General features: G+C 39.9%; 25 protein-coding genes, 3 tRNA genes and 1 pseudogene. 22 read left to right on the forward strand and 7 right to left on the reverse strand.

Features of this window, described 5'->3' with window-relative positions:
- Together thiE and RB214_RS02690 are read left to right on the forward strand one after the other, a co-directional pair.
- On the forward strand, window positions 1–1,536 hold the full coding sequence (thiE, locus tag RB214_RS02685) for a thiamine phosphate synthase (RefSeq protein WP_309168313.1): 1,536 nt from the start codon (window positions 1–3) through the stop codon (window positions 1,534–1,536).
- Between the two features lie 35 nt (window positions 1,537–1,571).
- A complete protein-coding gene (locus RB214_RS02690; protein WP_309168314.1) occupies window positions 1,572–2,321 on the forward strand; it encodes a HesA/MoeB/ThiF family protein in 750 nt (249 codons plus the stop codon).
- A gap of 392 nt (window positions 2,322–2,713) precedes the next feature.
- On the opposite strand, the gene asd is transcribed toward RB214_RS02690, so the two are convergent.
- Both asd and rsgA read right to left on the reverse strand, forming a co-directional pair.
- Complete coding sequence (gene asd, locus RB214_RS02695; protein WP_309168315.1) at window positions 2,714–3,580, reverse strand: archaetidylserine decarboxylase; 867 nt, start codon at window positions 3,578–3,580, stop codon at window positions 2,714–2,716.
- A gap of 15 nt (window positions 3,581–3,595) precedes the next feature.
- Window positions 3,596–4,654: a small ribosomal subunit biogenesis GTPase RsgA gene (gene rsgA, locus RB214_RS02700; protein ID WP_096793728.1), complete on the reverse strand. Its 1,059-nt coding sequence runs from the start codon at window positions 4,652–4,654 to the stop codon at window positions 3,596–3,598.
- A 121-nt stretch (window positions 4,655–4,775) separates the two neighbouring features.
- On the opposite strand from rsgA, the gene orn reads away from it, so the two are divergent.
- From orn to RB214_RS02725, 5 genes and pseudogenes are all read left to right on the forward strand, one after another.
- Window positions 4,776–5,321 carry an oligoribonuclease gene (gene orn / locus RB214_RS02705; protein WP_004336052.1) on the forward strand — a complete coding sequence of 182 codons (546 nt, stop codon included), beginning with the start codon at window positions 4,776–4,778 and terminating at the stop codon, window positions 5,319–5,321.
- Between the two features lie 121 nt (window positions 5,322–5,442).
- Window positions 5,443–5,518, forward strand: a tRNA-Gly gene (locus tag RB214_RS02710).
- Window positions 5,519–5,621: 103 nt separating this feature from the next.
- Window positions 5,622–5,697: transfer RNA gene (locus tag RB214_RS02715), tRNA-Gly, on the forward strand.
- 120 nt (window positions 5,698–5,817) lie between these two features.
- Window positions 5,818–5,893, forward strand: a tRNA-Gly gene (locus RB214_RS02720).
- Window positions 5,894–6,231: 338 nt separating this feature from the next.
- A pseudogene (locus RB214_RS02725) lies at window positions 6,232–7,214 on the forward strand (IS110 family transposase).
- 117 nt (window positions 7,215–7,331) lie between these two features.
- On the opposite strand, the gene RB214_RS02730 reads toward RB214_RS02725, so the two are convergent.
- The 3 genes from RB214_RS02730 to RB214_RS02740 form a co-directional block, all read right to left on the reverse strand.
- Window positions 7,332–7,760 carry a secondary thiamine-phosphate synthase enzyme YjbQ gene (locus RB214_RS02730; RefSeq protein ID WP_309168316.1) on the reverse strand — a complete coding sequence of 143 codons (429 nt, stop codon included), beginning with the start codon at window positions 7,758–7,760 and terminating at the stop codon, window positions 7,332–7,334.
- Window positions 7,757–8,224 (reverse strand): chemotaxis protein CheX, encoded by a 468-nt coding sequence (locus RB214_RS02735; protein WP_024595807.1) that lies wholly within the window; start codon window positions 8,222–8,224, stop codon window positions 7,757–7,759. Before RB214_RS02735 ends, RB214_RS02730 begins: the two co-directional genes overlap by 4 nt.
- A gap of 75 nt (window positions 8,225–8,299) precedes the next feature.
- Window positions 8,300–8,737, reverse strand: coding sequence for a transcriptional repressor (locus RB214_RS02740; protein WP_002957918.1), 438 nt, complete (start codon window positions 8,735–8,737; stop codon window positions 8,300–8,302).
- A 95-nt stretch (window positions 8,738–8,832) separates the two neighbouring features.
- On the opposite strand from RB214_RS02740, the gene RB214_RS02745 reads away from it, so the two are divergent.
- The 4 genes from RB214_RS02745 to RB214_RS02760 all read left to right on the forward strand — a co-directional run bounded on the left by RB214_RS02745 (window position 8,833) and on the right by RB214_RS02760 (window position 11,515).
- Entirely contained in the window at window positions 8,833–9,453 is a 621-nt protein-coding gene (locus RB214_RS02745) for a MarC family protein (RefSeq protein ID WP_149602124.1), read from the forward strand.
- A 404-nt stretch (window positions 9,454–9,857) separates the two neighbouring features.
- Window positions 9,858–10,367 carry an ImmA/IrrE family metallo-endopeptidase gene (locus tag RB214_RS02750; RefSeq protein WP_309168317.1) on the forward strand — a complete coding sequence of 170 codons (510 nt, stop codon included), beginning with the start codon at window positions 9,858–9,860 and terminating at the stop codon, window positions 10,365–10,367.
- Window positions 10,368–10,423: 56 nt separating this feature from the next.
- Window positions 10,424–11,101 (forward strand): hypothetical protein, encoded by a 678-nt coding sequence (locus RB214_RS02755; protein ID WP_309168318.1) that lies wholly within the window; start codon window positions 10,424–10,426, stop codon window positions 11,099–11,101.
- Between the two features lie 99 nt (window positions 11,102–11,200).
- Window positions 11,201–11,515, forward strand: coding sequence for a hypothetical protein (locus tag RB214_RS02760; RefSeq protein ID WP_309168319.1), 315 nt, complete (start codon window positions 11,201–11,203; stop codon window positions 11,513–11,515).
- Window positions 11,516–11,546: 31 nt separating this feature from the next.
- Here RB214_RS02760 and RB214_RS02765 read toward each other — a convergent pair whose 3' ends face one another.
- On the reverse strand, window positions 11,547–11,912 hold the full coding sequence (locus tag RB214_RS02765; RefSeq protein WP_309168320.1) for a S24 family peptidase: 366 nt from the start codon (window positions 11,910–11,912) through the stop codon (window positions 11,547–11,549).
- 538 nt (window positions 11,913–12,450) lie between these two features.
- Between RB214_RS02765 and RB214_RS02770 the strand changes: the two genes are divergently transcribed.
- The 3 genes from RB214_RS02770 (at window position 12,451) to RB214_RS02780 (ending at window position 14,154) form a co-directional block, all read left to right on the forward strand.
- Window positions 12,451–13,002: a hypothetical protein gene (locus RB214_RS02770; protein WP_182779552.1), complete on the forward strand. Its 552-nt coding sequence runs from the start codon at window positions 12,451–12,453 to the stop codon at window positions 13,000–13,002.
- The gene (locus tag RB214_RS02775) at window positions 13,003–13,347 is read left to right on the forward strand and encodes a hypothetical protein (protein ID WP_309168321.1); all 345 of its coding nucleotides are present in this window, start codon (window positions 13,003–13,005) and stop codon (window positions 13,345–13,347) included.
- A 111-nt stretch (window positions 13,348–13,458) separates the two neighbouring features.
- Window positions 13,459–14,154, forward strand: coding sequence for a hypothetical protein (locus tag RB214_RS02780; RefSeq protein ID WP_309168322.1), 696 nt, complete (start codon window positions 13,459–13,461; stop codon window positions 14,152–14,154).
- Window positions 14,155–14,183: 29 nt separating this feature from the next.
- On the opposite strand, the gene RB214_RS02785 is transcribed toward RB214_RS02780, so the two are convergent.
- Window positions 14,184–14,648, reverse strand: coding sequence for a helix-turn-helix transcriptional regulator (locus tag RB214_RS02785; RefSeq protein ID WP_309168323.1), 465 nt, complete (start codon window positions 14,646–14,648; stop codon window positions 14,184–14,186).
- A 162-nt stretch (window positions 14,649–14,810) separates the two neighbouring features.
- Between RB214_RS02785 and RB214_RS02790 the strand changes: the two genes are divergently transcribed.
- The 8 genes from RB214_RS02790 to RB214_RS02825 are packed head-to-tail and all read left to right on the forward strand — an operon-like array spanning window position 14,811 to window position 19,745.
- Window positions 14,811–15,098, forward strand: a complete 288-nt coding sequence (locus RB214_RS02790) for an AlpA family phage regulatory protein (protein WP_309168324.1) — start codon at window positions 14,811–14,813, stop codon at window positions 15,096–15,098.
- Window positions 15,095–15,349: a pyocin activator PrtN family protein gene (locus RB214_RS02795; protein ID WP_309168325.1), complete on the forward strand. Its 255-nt coding sequence runs from the start codon at window positions 15,095–15,097 to the stop codon at window positions 15,347–15,349. The genes RB214_RS02790 and RB214_RS02795 overlap by 4 nt, the downstream gene beginning before the upstream one ends.
- A gap of 11 nt (window positions 15,350–15,360) precedes the next feature.
- Window positions 15,361–15,630: a hypothetical protein gene (locus tag RB214_RS02800; RefSeq protein ID WP_309168326.1), complete on the forward strand. Its 270-nt coding sequence runs from the start codon at window positions 15,361–15,363 to the stop codon at window positions 15,628–15,630.
- 2 nt (window positions 15,631–15,632) lie between these two features.
- Window positions 15,633–16,028, forward strand: coding sequence for a hypothetical protein (locus tag RB214_RS02805; RefSeq protein ID WP_309168327.1), 396 nt, complete (start codon window positions 15,633–15,635; stop codon window positions 16,026–16,028).
- 9 nt (window positions 16,029–16,037) lie between these two features.
- Window positions 16,038–16,628, forward strand: a complete 591-nt coding sequence (locus tag RB214_RS02810) for an SAM-dependent methyltransferase (protein ID WP_309168328.1) — start codon at window positions 16,038–16,040, stop codon at window positions 16,626–16,628.
- An 18-nt stretch (window positions 16,629–16,646) separates the two neighbouring features.
- Window positions 16,647–16,955, forward strand: a complete 309-nt coding sequence (locus RB214_RS02815) for a hypothetical protein (RefSeq protein ID WP_309168329.1) — start codon at window positions 16,647–16,649, stop codon at window positions 16,953–16,955.
- Between the two features lie 18 nt (window positions 16,956–16,973).
- Window positions 16,974–17,258: a hypothetical protein gene (locus RB214_RS02820; protein ID WP_309168330.1), complete on the forward strand. Its 285-nt coding sequence runs from the start codon at window positions 16,974–16,976 to the stop codon at window positions 17,256–17,258.
- Window positions 17,259–19,745 carry a replication endonuclease gene (locus RB214_RS02825; protein ID WP_309168331.1) on the forward strand — a complete coding sequence of 829 codons (2,487 nt, stop codon included), beginning with the start codon at window positions 17,259–17,261 and terminating at the stop codon, window positions 19,743–19,745.
- Window positions 19,746–19,751: the final 6 nt, after the last annotated feature.

Consider the following 19,751-nt stretch of genomic DNA (forward strand, 5'->3'; position numbering starts at 1 on the left):
ATGAATAACGTAGTGTGGACAATTGCCGGTTCTGATTCGGGCGGCGGTGCCGGTATTCAAGCTGATATAAAAGCAATGCAAAGTTTTGGTGTACATGGCTGCACGGCAATTACGGCGCTTACTGCACAAAATAGTTTAGGCGTAGAGGCTATTAATGCAGTGTCTACCGATATTATTGAATCGCAGTTACTAGCGCTTGAAAAAGACATGAAAGCCAAAGTGATAAAAATTGGCATGTTAGCCAATGTGCAGCAAATTCAGTTGATCAGCGAACATATAAGTCATTATAAAGCTAAATGGCCGGTGCCTCCCGTTATTGTATATGACCCTGTCGCTATTGCCTCAAGCGGTGACTTACTAACAGAAGAAGACACGGTAAGCGCAATAAAAGAATGCCTACTGCCGCTGGTGGATGTAATAACTCCAAATACACATGAAACACAGTTATTAACCGGTGTGTATTTAATTGGCCCGGCTGCAATAAAAGAAGCGGCTAATAAGTTATTAAGCTGGGGCGCTAAAGCCGTTGTTATTAAAGGCGGACATTGGGATTACCCAAGTGGCTACTGCATTGATTATTGTATTGATAGTAATACGCAAAATGGTGAAGAATACTGGTTAGGCAATCAAAAAATACAAACACCGCATAACCACGGCACCGGGTGTAGTATGGCTTCGGTAATTGCTGCGTGTTTAGCTAAAGACTACCCATTAAAAGATGCCTTTATTTTAGCTAAGGCATATATAAACCAAGGGCTAAAACAGTCTGTTCGATACGGCGAGGGGATTGGACCGGTTGCTCAGACCTCGTTTCCCACTAATTTAGCTGACTACCCACAAGTAATTGAGCCAGGTAGCTGGCTGGGCGATGAACTAGATTTTGATGTGCCGCTTGATTTTAATATGGCTGCTGATTTCGCACCTTGTGAAAGTAAATCGCTGGGCTTATATGCGGTTGTTGATAGCACCGATTGGTTAGAAAAATGCTTACAACAAGGCATTAAAACAGCGCAGTTACGCGTTAAAAATAAAACGCAAGACGAGCTTGATGCGCTCATCAAGCAAGCTGTTGAGCTGGGCAAGCAATACAACGCACAGGTATTTATAAACGATTACTGGCAGCTAGCTATTAAGCGTGGTGCGTATGGTGTGCATTTAGGGCAAGAGGATTTAGAGATTGCCAATTTAGCGGCAATTAAAGACGCTGGGTTAAGGCTTGGGCTTTCTACTCATGGTTTTTATGAAATGCTACGTGCGCATAATTATCGCCCTAGTTATATGGCATTTGGTGCTATTTACCCAACCACAACAAAAGACATGACAGGGCAAATACAAGGCCTTGAAAAGCTGATTAAATTTGTACCGCTTATGCAAAGCTATCCAACGGTAGCAATAGGTGGGATTGATTTAAGCCGTGCTGAGCAGGTAGCTAAAACCGGTGTAGGCAGTGTTGCCGTAGTGCGTGCTATTACCGAGGCTGATAATTACGTAGAGGCTATAAGTGCTCTGCAAGTAGCCATAAGCAGTGCACATTAATATTAACAAGGGCAATACTAACAAGGCTGGTAAACGTGAATGAGCTAAGCGAAAAAGAAACCCTTCGTTATAGCCGCCATTTGTTGCTTGAAGAAGTTGGGCTTGAAGGGCAGTTAGCACTTAAATCCTCAACGGTTGCAGTAGTAGGGGCTGGTGGTTTAGGTAGCCCAGCACTTTTGTATTTAGCTGCGGCGGGCATTGGAACGCTTATTTTAATTGACGATGACGAAGTTGAGCTTTCAAATTTACAGCGCCAAGTGCTTTATAAAATAAACCACTTAGGGCAAAACAAGGTCGCTGCAGCGGGTAAAGTATTAGCGAGTCTTAATAATCAAATAGACATAGTAACGGATTGCCAAAAGTTAGATGAGAGTAACGCCACTAATATTCTAAAAAGTGCTGATATAGTACTTGATTGCTCTGATAACTTTAGCACTCGCTATTGCGTTAATCGTTATTGTATTGCTAATAAAACACCGTTAATTTCTGGTGCTGCACTCGCAACCAAAGGGCAGTTAATGGGCTTTGATTTTAGGCAAAATGATAGCCCATGTTATGGCTGTGTTTTTCCACAAAGCGAAGCTACACCGGTTATAAATTGCAGTAACGCAGGAGTAATTAGCCCGCTACTGGGTGTAATAGGCTCTATGCAGGCGCAACTTACGCTCAACTTATTACTGGGCTATGCAGAGGGATGTGTGTTTATAACCTTCGATGCGCTCACTTTAAAGCAACAGCACTTTAAAGTGATTAAAGATTTAGAGTGTAAAGAGTGTGGAAAATAGGTTTCGAAGGGGGCTGTGCCTTTTATTACATGTGGCGTTAAAGAATTAAAAGCTGCGCTTTTCGCGTGAGCAAGCTTCACGCCTACAGTACATCAAAATTCTTACACCAAACTTGTATACGCACAGCTTGCTGGCGTGACGAGCAAAGCTCGTAATTTCTATGCCAGATGTCTTCTCATTTACATCTCTTTTGCTTCTCTTAGTGCAATAAGATCTTAAGTGATTTATTCACAAAGAGGTTTAGAGGGCGCTTCGCTTTAGAGAAGCCAATTAATAGTTATCAGTTATAAATATTAAAAGCGGCGCTTTACGCGTGTGCAGGCTTTACCCCTTCAAAAATAAAAAACCGCGTTTAAATAACGCGGTTTTTTGATTTCTAATTAACGATTGATTTAGTCGTTAATTTTTGCAAACGCAGTACCTAAGCGAGTAACCACTTCTGGTAGTTGGTCATCCAGTATTTCAGCTTTATCAGCACCCCATGCTAGTACCACAGTAGAGCCTAATTTAAAGCGACCCATTTCTTCACCCTTTTTAAGCGTGATGGCGTTATCGCCAGTGGTTGGGTATTTCCAACTAAATACATCGCTACCTGCTGGTGGCGTGACAGTACCTGCCCAAATAGTTTCTATGCTGGCTACAATTGTTGCGCCAACAAGTACCATAGCAAGCGGACCAATCTCAGTTTCAAAAATTGCTACTACTCGTTCATTACGCGCAAACAAGTTAGGCACGTTTTGCGCGGTAAGTGGGTTTACTGAAAATAAATCACCTGGCACGTAAATCATTTTGCTTAGTGTGCCATCAATTGGCATATGAATACGATGGTAATCTTTAGGTGCTAAATAAATCGTTGCAAACTTACCGCCTAAAAATGGTGTTGTATCATCTTGTGAGCCGCCTAGTAGCGCTTGTAAGCTGTAATCGTGACCTTTAGCTTGTATTAGCTGTCCGTCAACAATATCGCCTAGCTGGCTGATTGCGCCATCCACTGGATGAATGATGATATCGCTATCTTCTACTATTGGGCGCATGCCGTCTTTTAAAGGGCGAGTAAAAAATTCATTAAAGCTTTTATAATGAGCAGGATCTGGGTATTGGGCTTCGCTCATATCTACTTTATATTGCTTAATAAATAGTTTAATTAAAGTCGTTGTTAAAGCGCCAGCTTTAGCTGCGGCTAATTTACCCACTACGCGTGAAATAAAATGTTTTGGCATTGCGTACTGCATTGCGATTTTAAATTTGTCTAAACTCACAGTATTTATCCTAAATTATACGCGAGGCGCACGGGCGCCTGCACGGCCATCGGCCATTGTTTCTAAAATTCGGTGGTAGCTGTCAAAGCGCAATTGAGAAATTTTGCCATCTGCTACAGCTTCTTTAACTATACAGCCCGGATCGTTTAAATGTTTACAGTCTCTAAAGCGGCACCCGCCTATAAATTCTCTAAACTCTTTAAAGCACCAGGTTACACGCTCAACATCTAAATGCCATAAACCAAACTCACGAATTCCTGGCGAGTCGATTAGGTTACCGCCACTTGGTAAATGGTGAAGGCGTGAAACAGTTGTTGTGTGCTGTCCTAGGCCGCTGTTTTCAGATACTTCTTTAGTTAATATTTCAGCGTTAGGTAATACAGTATTAACGAGGGTGGATTTACCCACACCACTTTGGCCAACAAAAATGTTATTTTTACCAACAAGTACTTCTTTTAATTCATCAATACCATTGCCCGATATATTACTAACAAGGAGTACTTGGTAATCAAGTTTACGATAGATATCGAGAACTTTTTGTATTTCGCTAAGACCTGCGTCATCAATTAAATCTATTTTATTGAGTACTAAAATTGGCTCAATACCCATATCTTCACAGGCTATTAAATAGCGGTCGATAATACTTGGGGTAAACTCAGGTAATACCGCCGATACCATGAGTATTTGATCAATATTAGCTGCAATAACTTTTACGCCGTCGTAAAAGTCAGGGCGGGTAAGTTGCGAGCGACGCTCTTGCGTGGCTTCAATTACTCCGGCTAAATCACCTTCACTTACTTTGGCACGGCGAAACAATACCTCATCACCACACACTAAATTTGACACGGTACGTCGTATATTACAACGAAGTACATCGCCGTTCTGTGTTTCGACATCGGCGTGTTGGCCAAAACGACTGATCACAATTGCGCTCTCGACCTGACCTAAATTATCGGTTTGCCACTCTTGCGCGCCTTTTTTAGCTGGTCTTGAGTCTGCGCTATTAATGCGCTTTTGGTGGTTGGCCTTGATCTGACGCGATTGGCCTTTACTTAATTTTTTCTGTTTTGCCACTGGAGGCCTATAACCTTAGTTAAATGTCGCTTTTCCTAAAAAAAGCTTTAGCTCGACGGTTGATGCTAATATGATATATCGAAATGCGTTGGATCTAAAGGAAAGCACCGCTTAGGTAATTATGACTATTAATAAATCAAATTTAATTTGGCTCGATCTTGAAATGACAGGACTCGAACCAGAGACCGATAAAATACTCGAAATTGCGACGGTTGTCACTGACGCAGACCTGAATATATTAGCTGAAGGGCCAACCATAGCTATTCATCAAAGTGATGAATTACTAAATGGTATGGACGAGTGGTGTACTACGCAGCATGGTAAGTCGGGTTTAACAGCGCGCTGTAAAGCAAGTACATTCGATGAAGAGTATGCCGTGGCACAAACGTTAGATTTTTTAAAACAGTGGGTGCCTGCAGGTGTATCACCAATGTGTGGTAATTCAATTGGGCAAGACCGCCGTTTTATGAATAAATACATGCGTGAACTTGAAGATTTTTTTCATTACCGCAATCTTGACGTGAGTACTATTAAAGAATTAGCACGTCGCTGGAAACCCGAAGTGCTTGCAAAAGTGAACAAAAAAGGTTCGCACCTTGCTTTGGATGACATTAAAGATTCGATTATGGAATTAAAAGTCTATAGAGAAAATTTCTTTAATTTGTAAAAAACACTTGCAAACACATCGGATTATTGTAGAATCCTGCCCCGCTCAAGACGATAACCCACGCGGGGTTAGTGTGTTTGAGTTGTTTTTATTGTGGTCGTTTTACATCCATAATTAAAATGCGGTACTAGCTCAGTTGGTAGAGCGCGACCTTGCCAAGGTCGAGGTCACGAGTTCGAGCCTCGTGTACCGCTCCAATTTCTAACCAAAAGAAATTGAAGTGAATAAAAGCTAGCTCAGTTGCTAGGATGTTGAACGTAATTTATTGCGCATCAATAAAATAACTGAAGAAGTGAAAATGCGGTACTAGCTCAGTTGGTAGAGCGCGACCTTGCCAAGGTCGAGGTCACGAGTTCGAGCCTCGTGTACCGCTCCAATTTCTAACCAAAAGAAATTGTAGTGTTGAATGAAAATATAATGCGGTACTAGCTCAGTTGCTAGAATGTTGAACGCGACCTGTCGCGCACCAACGTAAAATAACTAAAGAAATAAAAATGCGGTACTAGCTCAGTTGGTAGAGCGCGACCTTGCCAAGGTCGAGGTCACGAGTTCGAGCCTCGTGTACCGCTCCAATCTTTTTATATCCTTTCAAAATTCTCTGTATTAAAAATCATAAATAAAATTATAATTTAAAATCTCTCTTATCTACTTTATTCTTAGTGCAATATTCAGCATTAAAGTTTTGGTTGTTAGAAGCTATGGTTTCTCGCGCGAGCTATGCGCCTTGTATCTCTCATTGATAAATGATTAGCTATCATTTATCACATCGAAGTCAGTGAGCTTGCCTGTGCGTCTAGTATTTAATACTGCTCCGTAGATAAGGCCCTGACTTTCTATTCTCAGAAACTGAATGGTATCCAAGCACACTTTTTTTAAGTAGATGCTGTATGTACAAGGGGAGTAAGTAGAGATGATGTTTATCGGCATTGATATTAGTAAAGAGAAGATTGATTTATCGTGGTTGAGAGACCAGCTTACAAACAAAATTAAAACAAAAGTCTTTAAAAACAAGCGCCAAGACTTTGTCACAATAGAAAATGGCTTTTAAATACAACTAAAAGCGCTGCTAGTGAGCTCGTTATCACCCTCGAACCAACGGGTGTTTATCATGAAGCGCTGATGTATTTTTTACACGAGCAAGGCTTTAATATTATTTTAGCGAATCCCGGTAAAGCTAAAAAGTATGCAGACGCTTTAAACATAATTCACAAAACAGACAAATCTGATGCAACGATGCTTGCTCATTATGGCTGTGCTAAGCACGCAGTCGTTAATTATTGGCAACCTGAAGCGTTAGAAATTAGAGAGCTTAAAGCCCTTATTCGTCGTTTAGATGCGCTTGAGAGTAACCGTCAACGAGAAGCGAATCGATTAGAAGCAAGTGAATTCAGCAACGTTTCAGCACGTGTTTGCCAATCGATAAAAGTGACTATCGCGTTTTTAGACGATGAAATTAAACAGCTTAAATCTGACATTGATAACCACATAGATAATGAACCTGATTTAAAAAGAAACAGGAAACTACTTGAGTCTATCCCTGGCATTGGGCCCGTATTATCGAGAGAGCTGACGTATTTGTTTGCGGCTAAAATATTTAATAAAGCCAAAGAAGCGGCGGCTTATTGTGGATTAATCCCACGGCACAATGAATCGGGTAAATTAAAAGGACGAACATCAATCAGTAAACTCGGGCCAGCCAGAATTCGATGCAAACTCTATATGGCAGCCATTGTTGCTGGGCAATGGAATAAAACAATAAAACGACACAAGTTGACGTTAATAAATAATGGTAAAACACCGATGCAAGCTGTGTGTGCAAATATGCGAAAGCTAATTCATATATGTTTTGGTGTAATAAAAAACCAAGAAGCGTTTAAGCTCCAAGAAAGTTAAATACGACCTTGAAGCTTAAAATGAGAGATGGTATCTACCATAAAGCTGTTGTACTTTGAAGTTATGAGGTGTGAGTGAGGTACAGAGGAGTCAATACTTTGAAACCGAGAGCTTTTATTAAAATAGCTCACCCTGAATAGTTGCTATAACTCCTCTAGAGCCACCAGAATCGCGATGTTCACCTAAATAAATACCTTGCCATGTACCTAACGCTAAATAGCCATTTGAAATAGGAATACTTAACTCGCAGCCTAACGTACTAGTTTTTATGTGTGCAGGCATGTCATCGTCACCTTCATAATCGTGGCGATAATAAGGTTGACGCTCAGGAACGAATTTATTGAAATGGCTCTCCATGTCCATACGAACAGTAGGGTCTGCATTTTCGTTTATTGTAAGGCTCGCTGAGGTATGCTGAATAAATAAATGTAACAAGCCAACTTTATAACTCGCCAGTTCAGGAAGCTGAGACAATATTTCGTCATCTATTATATGAAAACCTCGCGGGCGAGGCTTTAATGTAATTTGCTTTTGCTGCCAACTCATAATTTATCGAAACTAACTTCAATGTTTGCATTACCAGCATCACAGCTAAATGGCATGATGATTTTTTTACCTTGGCTTTTGTGAGTAATTGTATGACCCTTACCCGATACCACAATAGGCGTTGCCATATCAAAGTCGAAGCCTTTCTCGCCAAGTAAATTTTTAGCACCACCAGTTACCATGTTGGTTATTTCACCAACCATATCGGTAACTTCTTCATCTATAGCATCAGGGCGTTCGCCAAGCATACGCTCCATGATGGTCAATGCTAGTTCTTCATCAAATGTAATTGAAAATGATCCTCGCGTTTGCGGGCCAACCATACCAATCAAACCTGATACATCACCACAGGCTATCTCATCAGTTTTAATGCGAGGTTTACCTGGCTTCAATTGAGTTTGAGCCATAGTACTCAAAACATTAATTAAAGAAGATAAAAAAGGATTGATGAATTCTACATTCATAGTGGCTACTCTTAAATTTGTTCTGTGAAATGACTATATAGTTTGAGTATAGTCACTAAGGATAACTTTGAAGGATTATGATGCTCTGCAAGATTCACATTTACCATGTGCTTCTATTGTCTGCCCTGATACAACAAAGCCACCTTCGGCAGCTAAATTATTTAGCTCATGCGAAATTACACTCGAGTGTAATTCTTTGACAAAACCACAGGTATCGCAAATTAACAATTGTACTGGGTGTATATGATCAAAATGATGACACAGCATAAATGCATTTGTGCTTTCAATTTTATGAATAAAACCTAGCTCAGCTAAAAAGTCTAATGCACGATAAATAGTTGCAGGTTTAGCACCCGTTTCAGTTATTTTTAATTGCTCAAGCAAATCGTATGCACCAACACCACCTTGTGCGCTGGCTAATAGGCGAAATACTTTCTCGCGGATAGGCGTAAAACGCGCACCACGGTTGTCACAAACTTGTTTTGCTTTACTTACGAGTGATTCTATATTCATCATTACTCTTATCCTTATGCTACCGTGATATACTAACATACTGTGTTGTAGTTGCAGCGTTTTTATTAAGCGCTTTTTACCTAGGAAACCCAGTAATGCACGAACTATTAGCTATATTTATTTTCTTTTTTGCGGTTATTGACCCCATTGGTACTGTACCTGTATTTATTGCTGTCACACGTGGTGATGATGAGAAATTTAAACGCAAAGTTATATATAAAGCGGTAGGCGTATCTGCATTAGTGCTCTTATTTTTTGTACTTGCAGGTGAGCAATTACTTAACGCAATTGAAATTCCACTTTCGGCTTTTCAAATAGCCGGCGGTATCATATTACTTATTTTTGCGCTCTCAATGATATTTGGTGAAAGTAAACCAGAAGCCGAAATTAAAAGTGTACGCGACAGCACTGAAACCGCTATTTTTCCGCTTGCGATTCCCTCTATAGCGAGCCCTGGCGCTATGTTAGGCGCCGTATTAATGACTCGTAATGAAGAATATACTTGGGTTGAGCAATTACTAACGTCTTCGATGATGCTTGCTGTATTGGCTGTTGTACTGGTTTTGTTACTGCTTGCAACGCATGTACATAAATTAATTGGTGACAGTGGTGCAAGTATAGTAAGTAGAATTATGGGGCTTATTTTAAGCTCGGTTGCAGTTACCAATATTTTAAATGGTATAGCCCATTATTTTGGCTTGCAGGTTTTCTCTTAACATTGATGCTCGCTAGGCTTTTGTGTAAAATGCAGCGCATTTTAAGCTGTGCTTAATAATTTTAATACCCTGAGGTTTGCTTTGAATAAATGTACTTTGGATAGACGCTTTTCTGTGGCCCCAATGCTTGATTGGACTGATAAGTAAGCATTTAAAGGGTTGTAGGTTTCCAAGGGGGACTATAGGGTCACCTTTACAGTTTTAAGGGGTCCCGATATAGCACAGTTTGTGTCATATTTAATTGACTGGGTACTTAACTTCAGTTACTTTACACGCATAAAGTTTACTTAACTAAACATATATCATTTAAGTTGCTTACCTTATTTATGCAACTATTCTTAATATTAGTAGTCTTATTTATTAGTTAACAGCCAATTACGGCTGTTTTTGTCGTGGGGTTTATTATGGAATTGCCAGCAGTCAAGAATATACTTGATGCCAATTGGGACTGGCGTCTACCTGTAAATATCGAAGATATTGCGACTAAACTAGACATCAAAGTCGCTTCTATTAACTGTTTTAATCCAGAGCATGAAAGCTTTAGAGGCTTAAGTGGTCTAGCTGAAATTAATAATCAAGGACAGCGGGTTATTTATTGTAATGGTACAGAAAGCTTAAATCGTCAGCGTTTTACTCTAGCACATGAGTTAGGTCACCATGCATTAGGTCATGTTGAGCCAGGTAAACAGATGCAGCGTATTGATATGCCAGCTGCATTTAATTCTAATTCAGATGATTGGGAAGAAAGAGAAGCTAATAATTTTGCTGCTCAAATTCTTATGCCTTTAGATGCAATTAAAACAATGTTGTTTGCTAAAGGTATTAGTAATATTAAAGAGCTTGCTAGAATCTTCCAAGTATCAGAAGCTGCAATGTATTATAGATTGAAGAACCTAGGGTATCTCACTTTATAAAGTTGAGCTGAACAAATTATTAATATAATCTAGCCCTTTAATTTAAGGGCTTTTTTATGTCTAATAGAAATGAGGATGAAAACTTAGACCTTTCAGACGGGGTCGTAAGTTCTAACAATGTGGAATTGAGTAGAGATCATGATGTTACTACTCTTAAACGTGAAAGTACTATTCTTGGGTTTAAAATTTGGGAAGAAAGGTTTTATCTTGGTTTTAAAGCACTTGGTTTTATAGTTGCTATGTTTCTTGCTGTTTGTTTCTTGAAAACTGGTTTAGAACTTTCTGAAAAGTCACTAACTCATATCCTTGAACATCGAACAGATACAACAATAGAAAAAAATAAAAAGCCTTTAAAAGATAGTTCGATAGCAGCTGTTAGTCAGAATGATAATTCCGCTATACAAAAAGAAAAGAAAAGCCTAAAAGATAAAGCAGCTTTAGATATAGAAAAGAAAAGTAAAAAAAATAACGTTGAGCTTAAGGCGGAAAAGGCAACCAAAGAAAATGCCAAACAACCAACTCAAAGTATGGAAAATAAAATGCTTTATTCAGGGTCAATCATAACTTTAGTTGCATTTATACTTGGCACTGGCTTAACTTTATTACTCACGATTGTTAAGTTCTCTTTCCATAACCGACAACAAAACGAAGATAATCCAAACGTAGCTCTCGCAGGTCCAGCAAGTGAGTTGTTTATGGCTTTAGCAAATTATATAAAAAGTAAAATTAAATAAAGAAGCCCGCTACTTAGCGGGTTTTTTTGTATAAGAAATTTGATGAATTGCAAAATCTAACTAAACTAGGTTTTTAACCAAAATGAAAAGGGAATTGTAGTGTCTATAAAAACCGATATGAGTGGATTAAATAAATTAACAAAGAACTTAGAAGAGTTGGGGAAACAGGACTCAATTGCTGTTGGCGATGTAATGACGGATGAGTTTATATCTCGCTATTCAAGTTACTCAAGTTTAGATGAACTCGTTGATGCAAGTGGGTTTGTTGTTAATACTCCAGAAGACTTTAAAGCTATACCAGATGAAGAGTGGGAAGCTTTTATTGTGAGTAACACTAACTTTTCTTCTTGGAAAGAAATGCAGCTCAAATCACATGAAGAATTTCTCCATAAAAAAATTATGAAAGGCTTATAATTAAAAAGAAGAACTCGCTAGATAGCGAGTTTCACCCTAACAAATTACTCGTTCTATGCAATCTAATCGACTGGCCAACAACACCTTCAACGTTGTATTCATCATGCTCAGTTATTTTTACCGCTGGGTGATCAGGGTTAGCAGATAAAAGCTGGTTGTTTTTTAAGTCGGCTATTTTACAAACGAACAGTCCATTTAAAGCAGCTACGATTACATCGCCGTGTTTAACCGTTGCGGCCCTATCAATAATCAATAAATCCCCGCTGAAAATACCAACCCCTTCCATACTGTTGCCACTGGCACGGCCAATAAAAGTAGCGTCAGTTATAAGGCTGTTATCTAAATTGTTTTCTAGTTCTTTTATGCCAGGTCCCACATCCACATTAGAAATAATCACCAAATAAACCCCTTAACAAAAATAATTTAAATTAATTTTAGCCCTATTTTAGCCCTATTTTAGCCAGTTTAAAAAAGTGTTCGGATGAAGAAAGACAAAACCACGTGTATTTAACAAAAGTTGTAACGTATTGCTACCTCTAATATAAGTAACATGTAAGTTAAAAACGAGTAAAAAAAACAGGTGTTTTTGGTATTAAAAACAGGTGAAATCGCTGACTATTAAGTTGTTATAAATCAGCTTGTTCGGAAGTTGCAACTGTTTTTATATACAGTATATCGAGTTGCTATTATAAAATTTATCATTACAATGAAATTGACTCTTAAACAGAGCTCTTTTAACAAAAAAAGGATTAAGTTATGAACAAGCAACACGTAAACGGAAAATCAGTACTTTTATTAGCGCAGGTAAGTGGTGGTGAAGATACTCAGGACAATGGCGGTGGCGGCGGCGGTGTAGAGCCACCAAAATTAAACTAAGCCAGCACAAATCATTAACCAGCATTATTGCTGGTTAATTACACCACCAAGGAAAACACATGATTGATTTTATAACTGCTACAGACTGGACAATAAGAGCGCTAGAAGTGCTTATTATTCTTTATTTGCTAGTAACGCTTAACAAGCACCGCCTGGCGTTATTTTTTGGTGGTAAAAGTAATTTAAAATCAATTGATGATCACACAATGCATTCATGCTTTATTGCTGCACTTACAGTGATGGTGTTTCACTTTGTAAGCTCAAGCCTAGCTCAATACATAATTACAATAGAAATGAGCAAGCTAGCACTCAGGCAGTTTTTTTACTTCACCATGTTTAGTTGTTCAATGGCATTTGTCATAGCGCTATTCTTTATGCATAACATTAGGGGTTGCACGTTTTCAACAACTGCGCGGCTTTGCTTATACCTTGCACTAGCTCAATCGGTTGTGCAGCTAATACAATTTATCATGCGTGGCCTGCTAGATAGCAGCATGCTGTCACCAGCTTATAGCTTTAGTGTGGTGGCGCTCAACTTATTATCGTTAGGCGTTGTTGCTATTTACCCAGCTAAAAAATTTACTGGCCTACTAACAAAAGAGGGAATTTAAATGCCGTTACTTATAGTAATGTTTATCTGTTTAACAATGGCGTTGTGTATAACCGGAGTCGCAATAGTGCGCGGCCAAAACACAACAGGCATAGAAACCATACTTAAACATAAAATAAAGCACTACATGCCAGAGGGAACAGCAGCCCAACAAGACGATGGCGGTGTAGCCTACTCAATAGTCATGGATTTAGGCGCCACAATAGAACAGCCAGATAACTGGGATAAAATAGAATCAATGAACGTGGTACACAAACGCGCCACCATGTTTAGAAACCAAGCACTTAAAAAGCCAACTAACATACCACCCGCGCAAGAACGTCCCATATTCAAACTTGTTAAATAACCCGCTAAGGCGGGTTTTTTAATGTTCATTAAAAAGGCGTACCTTGTTAAAACATGAACGATAAATTAATGTATATACCTACACATATTACGGAAAATAAAAGGAATAAATATGGTCAAGGTCGGAACGTGGGTACTCGGGGTGTTATCACTTATATCAGTAATAATGTATTTTGATTTAGGCGATCACCTGTCAGGGGTAATTTGTATGTTTGCAGCTGGGTTTTTCTTCCCGCCAGTGCTTAACAAAATAAACAAAACAAACAAAGAAAAGGCCGAATCAAAAGGCAAAACACATAAAGACATAACTCAAAAATCAGCAGTTATATTTGGTATTGTTTTATTGGCCATTGCCGCTATTTTAAGTGGCGGTAGTAATACCGAAACCAATAACAGCACACAAAGTACACCTACAGAACAAACCCAAGAGCGTAAACAGTTAAAGCCAATAGATTTAATTTATCAATTAAAATCAAAAGTTGACGAGCTAGACTATTGGTTTAAAGGGCCATTCAAAGAGAGCGATAAGCTAAGATTTTATGACGTAAAAAAGAATTATGATAAACAGTTAGATGTTATCTGCAGCGACTTTGATAGGTTAGTAGAAAATACAGGCAATCTTAATAGTGAATATTATGATGAAGCACTTGCTTGCAGTAACTTTGAGTTAAGCCTTGTTCATGTAATTCAAAATTTAAATCACGGTACATATGCAGAAATACCAAAACTAAGGCAGAAGCTTGAACCAGCCTACCAAAACTTAAAGCAACAAGTAGATGAAGAAATAAAACGATTAAATAACAAGTAAATAATAAGCCCGCTAAATGCGGGCTTTTTTTATGCTGTTTTTTGGCTATTGGCGGGCTTGCTTGCGCGGGCGTCAATCACAGGCTTCAAGTCTTTTAGCAACAATTTACCACAGTCGTTAATATCAATCTTTTTATCTGGGTTTACCCTAAACCAATCAAGATGAAAGAACATCATTAACGATTTAATTGAAGTATCAATAAACTCTTTTTCAAACTCTTCTTCATCCAACAGGCCTTGTTGACTGATTAAATCTCCTGGAGCAATTTGTCCAGCTGCAGGATTAGTTTCACCTGTAAACAACCACATTAAATACATTTTTGTCTGTGGGTGATTAGCAATTTTTTCTAAATTACCAGCTCCAGGTTCAGAGATTCCAGCCTCATACTTCTTGTAACCACTTAACCCAATATCAAGCAATTCGCAGAACTTAGCCTGACTTAAATGAAGTGATTCACGAATAGTTTTAATTTTAAGCCCAATAGTGTTTGACATGGTTCTTATAAGATCCTAATATTATCCCAGATACAATAGTGCATCAAATGGTTCTTTTTGTGTTCTCTTTATGTGATTGGGCTTAATAACGTGCCCTAACAATAAAGGTTAGCACAATTATAGTCCGTTTAGGAACCAAACGAATCAAGATAGAGGTCAATTATGGATACTGAAAAATACAGAAAAAACTTACAGGGTGAAGTAGTTGGCCCTGATGAAAACTTCTTAAAGCGTAAACAAGTGCTCGAAATGTGCGGCATTTCACTTTCTCACCTGTACTACCTAATGAATAAAGGCATGTTCCCTAAGTCGCATCGTGTATCACACCGCAGTGCGGTCTGGCTTGAATCAGACATAAATCTGTGGCGCTCAATGAATGCCAATCATTTTTATGCAGAGTACGGCGAGCAAATTAAAGCACAAAAATTAGGTGAAGGCGCAGCCGCATGAACATGACCTTTGCACTTTTAGCGATATACAACACCCCAGCGGTGCCGCTTAAAGACATTTGTGAGGAATACTTAGGCCTTAAGTTTAAAACAGCCGAGCAAAAAGCAAAGGCAGCGCAGTTACCCATACCCACATTTAAAATTCGCGACTCAGAACGTGCACCCACCATGGTAAACGTAAACGACCTAGGAGCGTATTTACAGGCCCGTTACGACGCAGCCCAAAAAGAATGGCTAAGCATTAATAACTAGGAGCAAAGGCAATGAGCACATATAAAGTATTTGACCAAAACACGTATAACGCATTACCTAACTTAGCCGCCAAAGCTGAGTATTTACTTACGTGCAAAATAAGCACGAAAGACGCCGTTAATTGTAAATCAGTTGAATTTGAACCGTGCTTACAAGCCTTTGTTGGTGAGTTGCCATTACCTATTTACTGCCACGGCAACGGAAACCAAACCATACAAAAAGCCGTGTACTGGTTAAAAACGCAAGCCCTATCTAAACCACAACAAGCACAAGGAGTATAACCATGGCTAATGCACTTGTTAAACAAACCAATAACGTACAACCAGCGCCATTAAAAGCTGTAGAAGGGCGCAACATACCAAAAGGCTTAGCTGAAATAAAAGCGCTAATGGGTAGCGAACGCCACACACCAGAGTACGTATACACCAAAGTGTTAAGCGAGCAAGAGCGCACAATAGTGTGTTTTGCTGCAGGCCTAAAACGTCATGACCTTGAAAAAGGCTTTGCCAATTTTAACGCTGATACACGCCTTAAAATTCACAAAGCTATTTTGCAGTTACAAGAACTGGTTAAAGCATTTGTTGATGCCAACGCCATGGCACCGGCTAAGTTTTTGCAAAATGCGCCTGCTGAGTCTGCAAAAACCAGCTACTCCCACCTAACTGTTAGTTCACACTAAGGATTGATCATGAGCTCAACTAATCGCGGAACCCAGCGCAATGCAGATGACTACTACGTAACACCGCATTGGTTAATAGAAGATTTTTTAGCAGCGTTTAGCGAAAACTGCCGCTTTAATTTTGACGAACAAGCATACCCGTTAATGTTAGACCCAAGCGCAGGCGGCTGCGACAAGTACGAAATGAGCTACCCAACCGTACTAGAAAAACAAGGCTTTACTGTAGAAAGCTGGGATATTCGCGAAGACTCACGCGCTAATTTAAAAGGCGTTAATTTTTTAAACGTGCCCAGCGCTTTATTGCCGAAATACGACGTGCTCATAACAAACCCACCGTTTAACGTAGCGCAAGAATTTACAGAACATGCGCTTGAAATGGTTAAAGAGGGCGGTTTAGTGATCATGCTGCAACGCCTTAATTGGTTAGGTAGCCAAAAGCGAAAACCTATGTGGCAAAAACTGCCATTAGCCGCCGTTTATGTTCATAGCAAACGCCCAGGCTTTGACCCACAAAAGCCAAGTAAAACAGATTCAACCGAATACGCCCATTTTGTATTTTGCAAAGGCTACGAGCTAGCCCCTGAACTTTTTGTAATTTAACGCTGGGAAATGCTGAAAATGAAACTACACCCAAAAGCAAAGACTGCTCTTAGGCATTTAATTGATTGTGAGAAATCACCGAGCATTAGAAATATGCTTTCTGTTACGCGTCAGTTGGCAGAAGAAGTGCTTGAAAAATATGCGCCTGAAATATCAGCGCGGTTTGATTGCATTAACTCGCAAACAATAGAAGAGGCAGAGTGTGCAGACGCTTGGTTTAACTACTCATATAAAGAATACATGATTCAAGATCATCACAACGTAAAAAATGTAGATGTTTTTCATCAGATGCACCTGCCCGACGAATTAAACGACATTCCGTTTTAAACCCAAAGGACTACTAAAATGAACACAATCAAAGACCAAGATCTATCTAAAAATCAGCTATTAGTTAAAAACATTGTTGAGCATGCGGTAGACCAAGCCAACTTTACTATTAAAAATTTAGGCAAGCGCTCTACCGTTGCCATGCTAATGGAGTGCGAAAACTGCCTAACTGACTTTATGCCAGTGGTCAAACTTATTGCTGATGACTACATTGAATACACGCCAATTTACGACCAAATGTGCGCCGCAATTGATGCCGTTCAAATAGGTGAAGATTTAGTTGAAATAGAGTTTGCCGAATAAATGGCTAACCCTAAGCCACTCGACCTACAAGCCCTTAGACTATCTGGTATAGCTAAGGGTTTAATTTCATCTATTAGCGATATTGACGACCGCAACTTTTTAGCGCGTGGCCTGCAAAATGTGCCAGTGCCTTTACAAAGTCGTATGGCCCGTAAATACATAGACCGCTACAACAAAAAAAAAGCGGGTAGCCAATACCGTGCTAATACATGGTTACGCCGTACCATTGCACGTTTAAAGCCACGCTTTGGCGTACTGTTTAGTATTACTCAAAATATGCCATTGCCATGGCATATTTTAAGCAGTATTGAAAAAACCAAAAAACACGCAGGCACACTCGCTATGGAATGCGTGCAAATAACGCTTGATGTAAGCGAAGAAAACCAACACCTACCGTACGAAAAAATAATATCGTTAACCTACGATGCAATAGCAACTCATGCCAAAGCTGTAGGCGCTAATGTGCCATTTTATGCCATGCGCGACGACAACTTGCCAACCGAGTGTTACGAAATTGCACTGCTAAAAATGCAGTGTGATAGATGGTGGGCTCGCCAATTAAAGACTATTCGCCGCCAGTTCTTAGAATTACTAGAAATTGCCACAGGCCAAGTGGGCAAAGATTTATACCACGATAAAAAAAGCAAAAAGTTTAAACGCCGTGGCATTAGCCCTTACTCGTCAAAACAGGCACAGCGCGAATTTAACTTTGCCCAAGCCAGTGGCCGCCAGTTCCTAGAAATGATGGAACTGCAAAGCAGCGACGGCGACGTAATAAGTTTAATTGAAGCCGTAAAAAGCGGTATGGCAAATCCTGCCAACCGCCGTAACGAATTAATGTTACGCATACGCGAGACCGAAGAGCTAGCCGACGAAATGGGCTATGTAGGTGTGTTTTACACTATTACTTGCCCGTCACGTTTTCATGCAAACTCAAGTAAATGGCACGGCGAAACCCCAAAAGATGCACAAAATTACCTAACCCAAACATGGGCGCGTGCCCGTTCTAAGTTAAAGCGCCGTGGTCTTAAATACTTTGGTGTGCGCGTAGTTGAGCCACATGCCGACGGTTGCCCGCATTGGCACATGATGCTGTTTATGCCAAAAAATAAACTGCAAGAAGTGAACGCTATTTTGCGTTGGTATTTTATTCAAGAAGATAAAACAGAGCTTTACGATTATTACGGCCCTGTGCAAACCCGCGCAAAAGTAGTAAACGAATGGGTAGATATAAACACCCACGGCACGCACATTAAAACCGTCGAAAAATGCGTAAGCTACCGCGCAGGCACTAAAAAAAGTGAGCTGTTTAAAACCTATAAACAAAAGCGCCGCGAGTGGGGCCTTAAAAAAAGCCAAGGCAAAAAAGCTAAAGCGCCCAGTAAATTTTATCGTACTTTTAGCCCACGCTTTGACGCTATAAAAATGGATAAAAGCAAGGGCAGTGCGGCCAGCTACATTGCCAAATATATCAGTAAAAATATTGATGGCTACCAATTAAGCGACCATGAAGATGCAGAAACAGGCGAAAACCTGCAAGAGCAAGCTAACCCCGTTTTAGCTTGGGCTAGTACATGGAATATTCGTCAGTTTCAATTTCAGGGTTCACCAAGCGTTACCGTGTATCGTGAATTACGCCGCATGCCAAAAGGCAAAGCAATAAGCGACGAGACCATAGAGCCTATTCGCCACGCTGCAGATACTGCCAACTGGAAAGACTACGTAAAACTCCAAGGCGGTATGTGTATAGGCCGTGCGGCTAACTTCAAATCAATGTACGAAGACACACAAATGGGCAACGACTACGCCGAAGTAGTACGCCGCATAAAAGGCATTGTTACCAATGTAAGTATCGAGTCAAAGCTTCACCGCATGATTAACAATGTTTATAACGTTACCACCGAAACAAGCCTTAAAACTCGCCTAGTAGAATGGACCAGGCAACTCAAAGGAACAGCCGAAAAACTCAATGCTAAGGATAACACCAACGTCGGCGCAGCCGACCTATCTTGGACTAGTGGTAATAACTGTACGCCTATAGCCGCAGGGTCTAGGGCTGAGTTGTTACTCGATATGATGGGCACCTCAAAAAATGATGTTGATGAAGTAATAAAGGATCTAAATAGCGGAAAAAGGATCAGCCGAAACGGCCAAATTTACCAAATACGAGACGGCCAACTTCAAGTTTTAAATGTTGATGAGCAAATAAAGCATGATCAGCGCTTAGCTATTGAGTCATTGGCTAAAACATATTCTCAAAAAGCAGGTAGCTGGTACATAACTGAAGCCCATTGGAAACAAGCCCGCGAATATGTAGAGCTTGCTTATAAATACGCGCAGCTTGACGGTCGCAACACACCAAATAATACCCATATACAAAATGGCCTAGTCACTATTGGCGATTGGGACCTAGTTACTTTAGTAAAACAAGGCAGCGCATCAGCAATCAGCAGTAACGATTGGTGGGCACTAGATTTAATGGCGTAGGAGAAA

The organism is Pseudoalteromonas sp. HL-AS1, assembly GCF_031198785.1.
Classification (GTDB): domain Bacteria; phylum Pseudomonadota; class Gammaproteobacteria; order Enterobacterales; family Alteromonadaceae; genus Pseudoalteromonas; species Pseudoalteromonas distincta.

Excerpts from the sequence above, each read along its gene's own strand:
- RB214_RS02775 (WP_309168321.1), top strand. The coding sequence starts at position 13,003 with ATGCCGTTACTTATAGTAATGTTTATCTGTTTAACAATGGCGTTGTGT.
- RB214_RS02770 (WP_182779552.1), top strand. The coding sequence starts at position 12,451 with ATGATTGATTTTATAACTGCTACAGACTGGACAATAAGAGCGCTAGAA.
- RB214_RS02745 (WP_149602124.1), top strand. The coding sequence starts at position 8,833 with ATGCACGAACTATTAGCTATATTTATTTTCTTTTTTGCGGTTATTGAC.
- RB214_RS02735 (WP_024595807.1), bottom strand. The coding sequence starts at position 8,224 with ATGAATGTAGAATTCATCAATCCTTTTTTATCTTCTTTAATTAATGTT.
- RB214_RS02785 (WP_309168323.1), bottom strand. The coding sequence starts at position 14,648 with ATGTCAAACACTATTGGGCTTAAAATTAAAACTATTCGTGAATCACTT.
- RB214_RS02805 (WP_309168327.1), top strand. The coding sequence starts at position 15,633 with ATGGCTAATGCACTTGTTAAACAAACCAATAACGTACAACCAGCGCCA.
- RB214_RS02800 (WP_309168326.1), top strand. The coding sequence starts at position 15,361 with ATGAGCACATATAAAGTATTTGACCAAAACACGTATAACGCATTACCT.
- RB214_RS02820 (WP_309168330.1), top strand. The coding sequence starts at position 16,974 with ATGAACACAATCAAAGACCAAGATCTATCTAAAAATCAGCTATTAGTT.
- RB214_RS02750 (WP_309168317.1), top strand. The coding sequence starts at position 9,858 with ATGGAATTGCCAGCAGTCAAGAATATACTTGATGCCAATTGGGACTGG.
- RB214_RS02740 (WP_002957918.1), bottom strand. The coding sequence starts at position 8,737 with ATGAATATAGAATCACTCGTAAGTAAAGCAAAACAAGTTTGTGACAAC.
- thiE (WP_309168313.1), top strand. The coding sequence starts at position 1 with ATGAATAACGTAGTGTGGACAATTGCCGGTTCTGATTCGGGCGGCGGT.
- RB214_RS02730 (WP_309168316.1), bottom strand. The coding sequence starts at position 7,760 with ATGAGTTGGCAGCAAAAGCAAATTACATTAAAGCCTCGCCCGCGAGGT.
- RB214_RS02755 (WP_309168318.1), top strand. The coding sequence starts at position 10,424 with ATGTCTAATAGAAATGAGGATGAAAACTTAGACCTTTCAGACGGGGTC.
- RB214_RS02825 (WP_309168331.1), top strand. The coding sequence starts at position 17,259 with ATGGCTAACCCTAAGCCACTCGACCTACAAGCCCTTAGACTATCTGGT.
- RB214_RS02780 (WP_309168322.1), top strand. The coding sequence starts at position 13,459 with ATGGTCAAGGTCGGAACGTGGGTACTCGGGGTGTTATCACTTATATCA.
- RB214_RS02795 (WP_309168325.1), top strand. The coding sequence starts at position 15,095 with ATGAACATGACCTTTGCACTTTTAGCGATATACAACACCCCAGCGGTG.
- RB214_RS02815 (WP_309168329.1), top strand. The coding sequence starts at position 16,647 with ATGAAACTACACCCAAAAGCAAAGACTGCTCTTAGGCATTTAATTGAT.
- RB214_RS02810 (WP_309168328.1), top strand. The coding sequence starts at position 16,038 with ATGAGCTCAACTAATCGCGGAACCCAGCGCAATGCAGATGACTACTAC.
- orn (WP_004336052.1), top strand. The coding sequence starts at position 4,776 with ATGACTATTAATAAATCAAATTTAATTTGGCTCGATCTTGAAATGACA.
- RB214_RS02790 (WP_309168324.1), top strand. The coding sequence starts at position 14,811 with ATGGATACTGAAAAATACAGAAAAAACTTACAGGGTGAAGTAGTTGGC.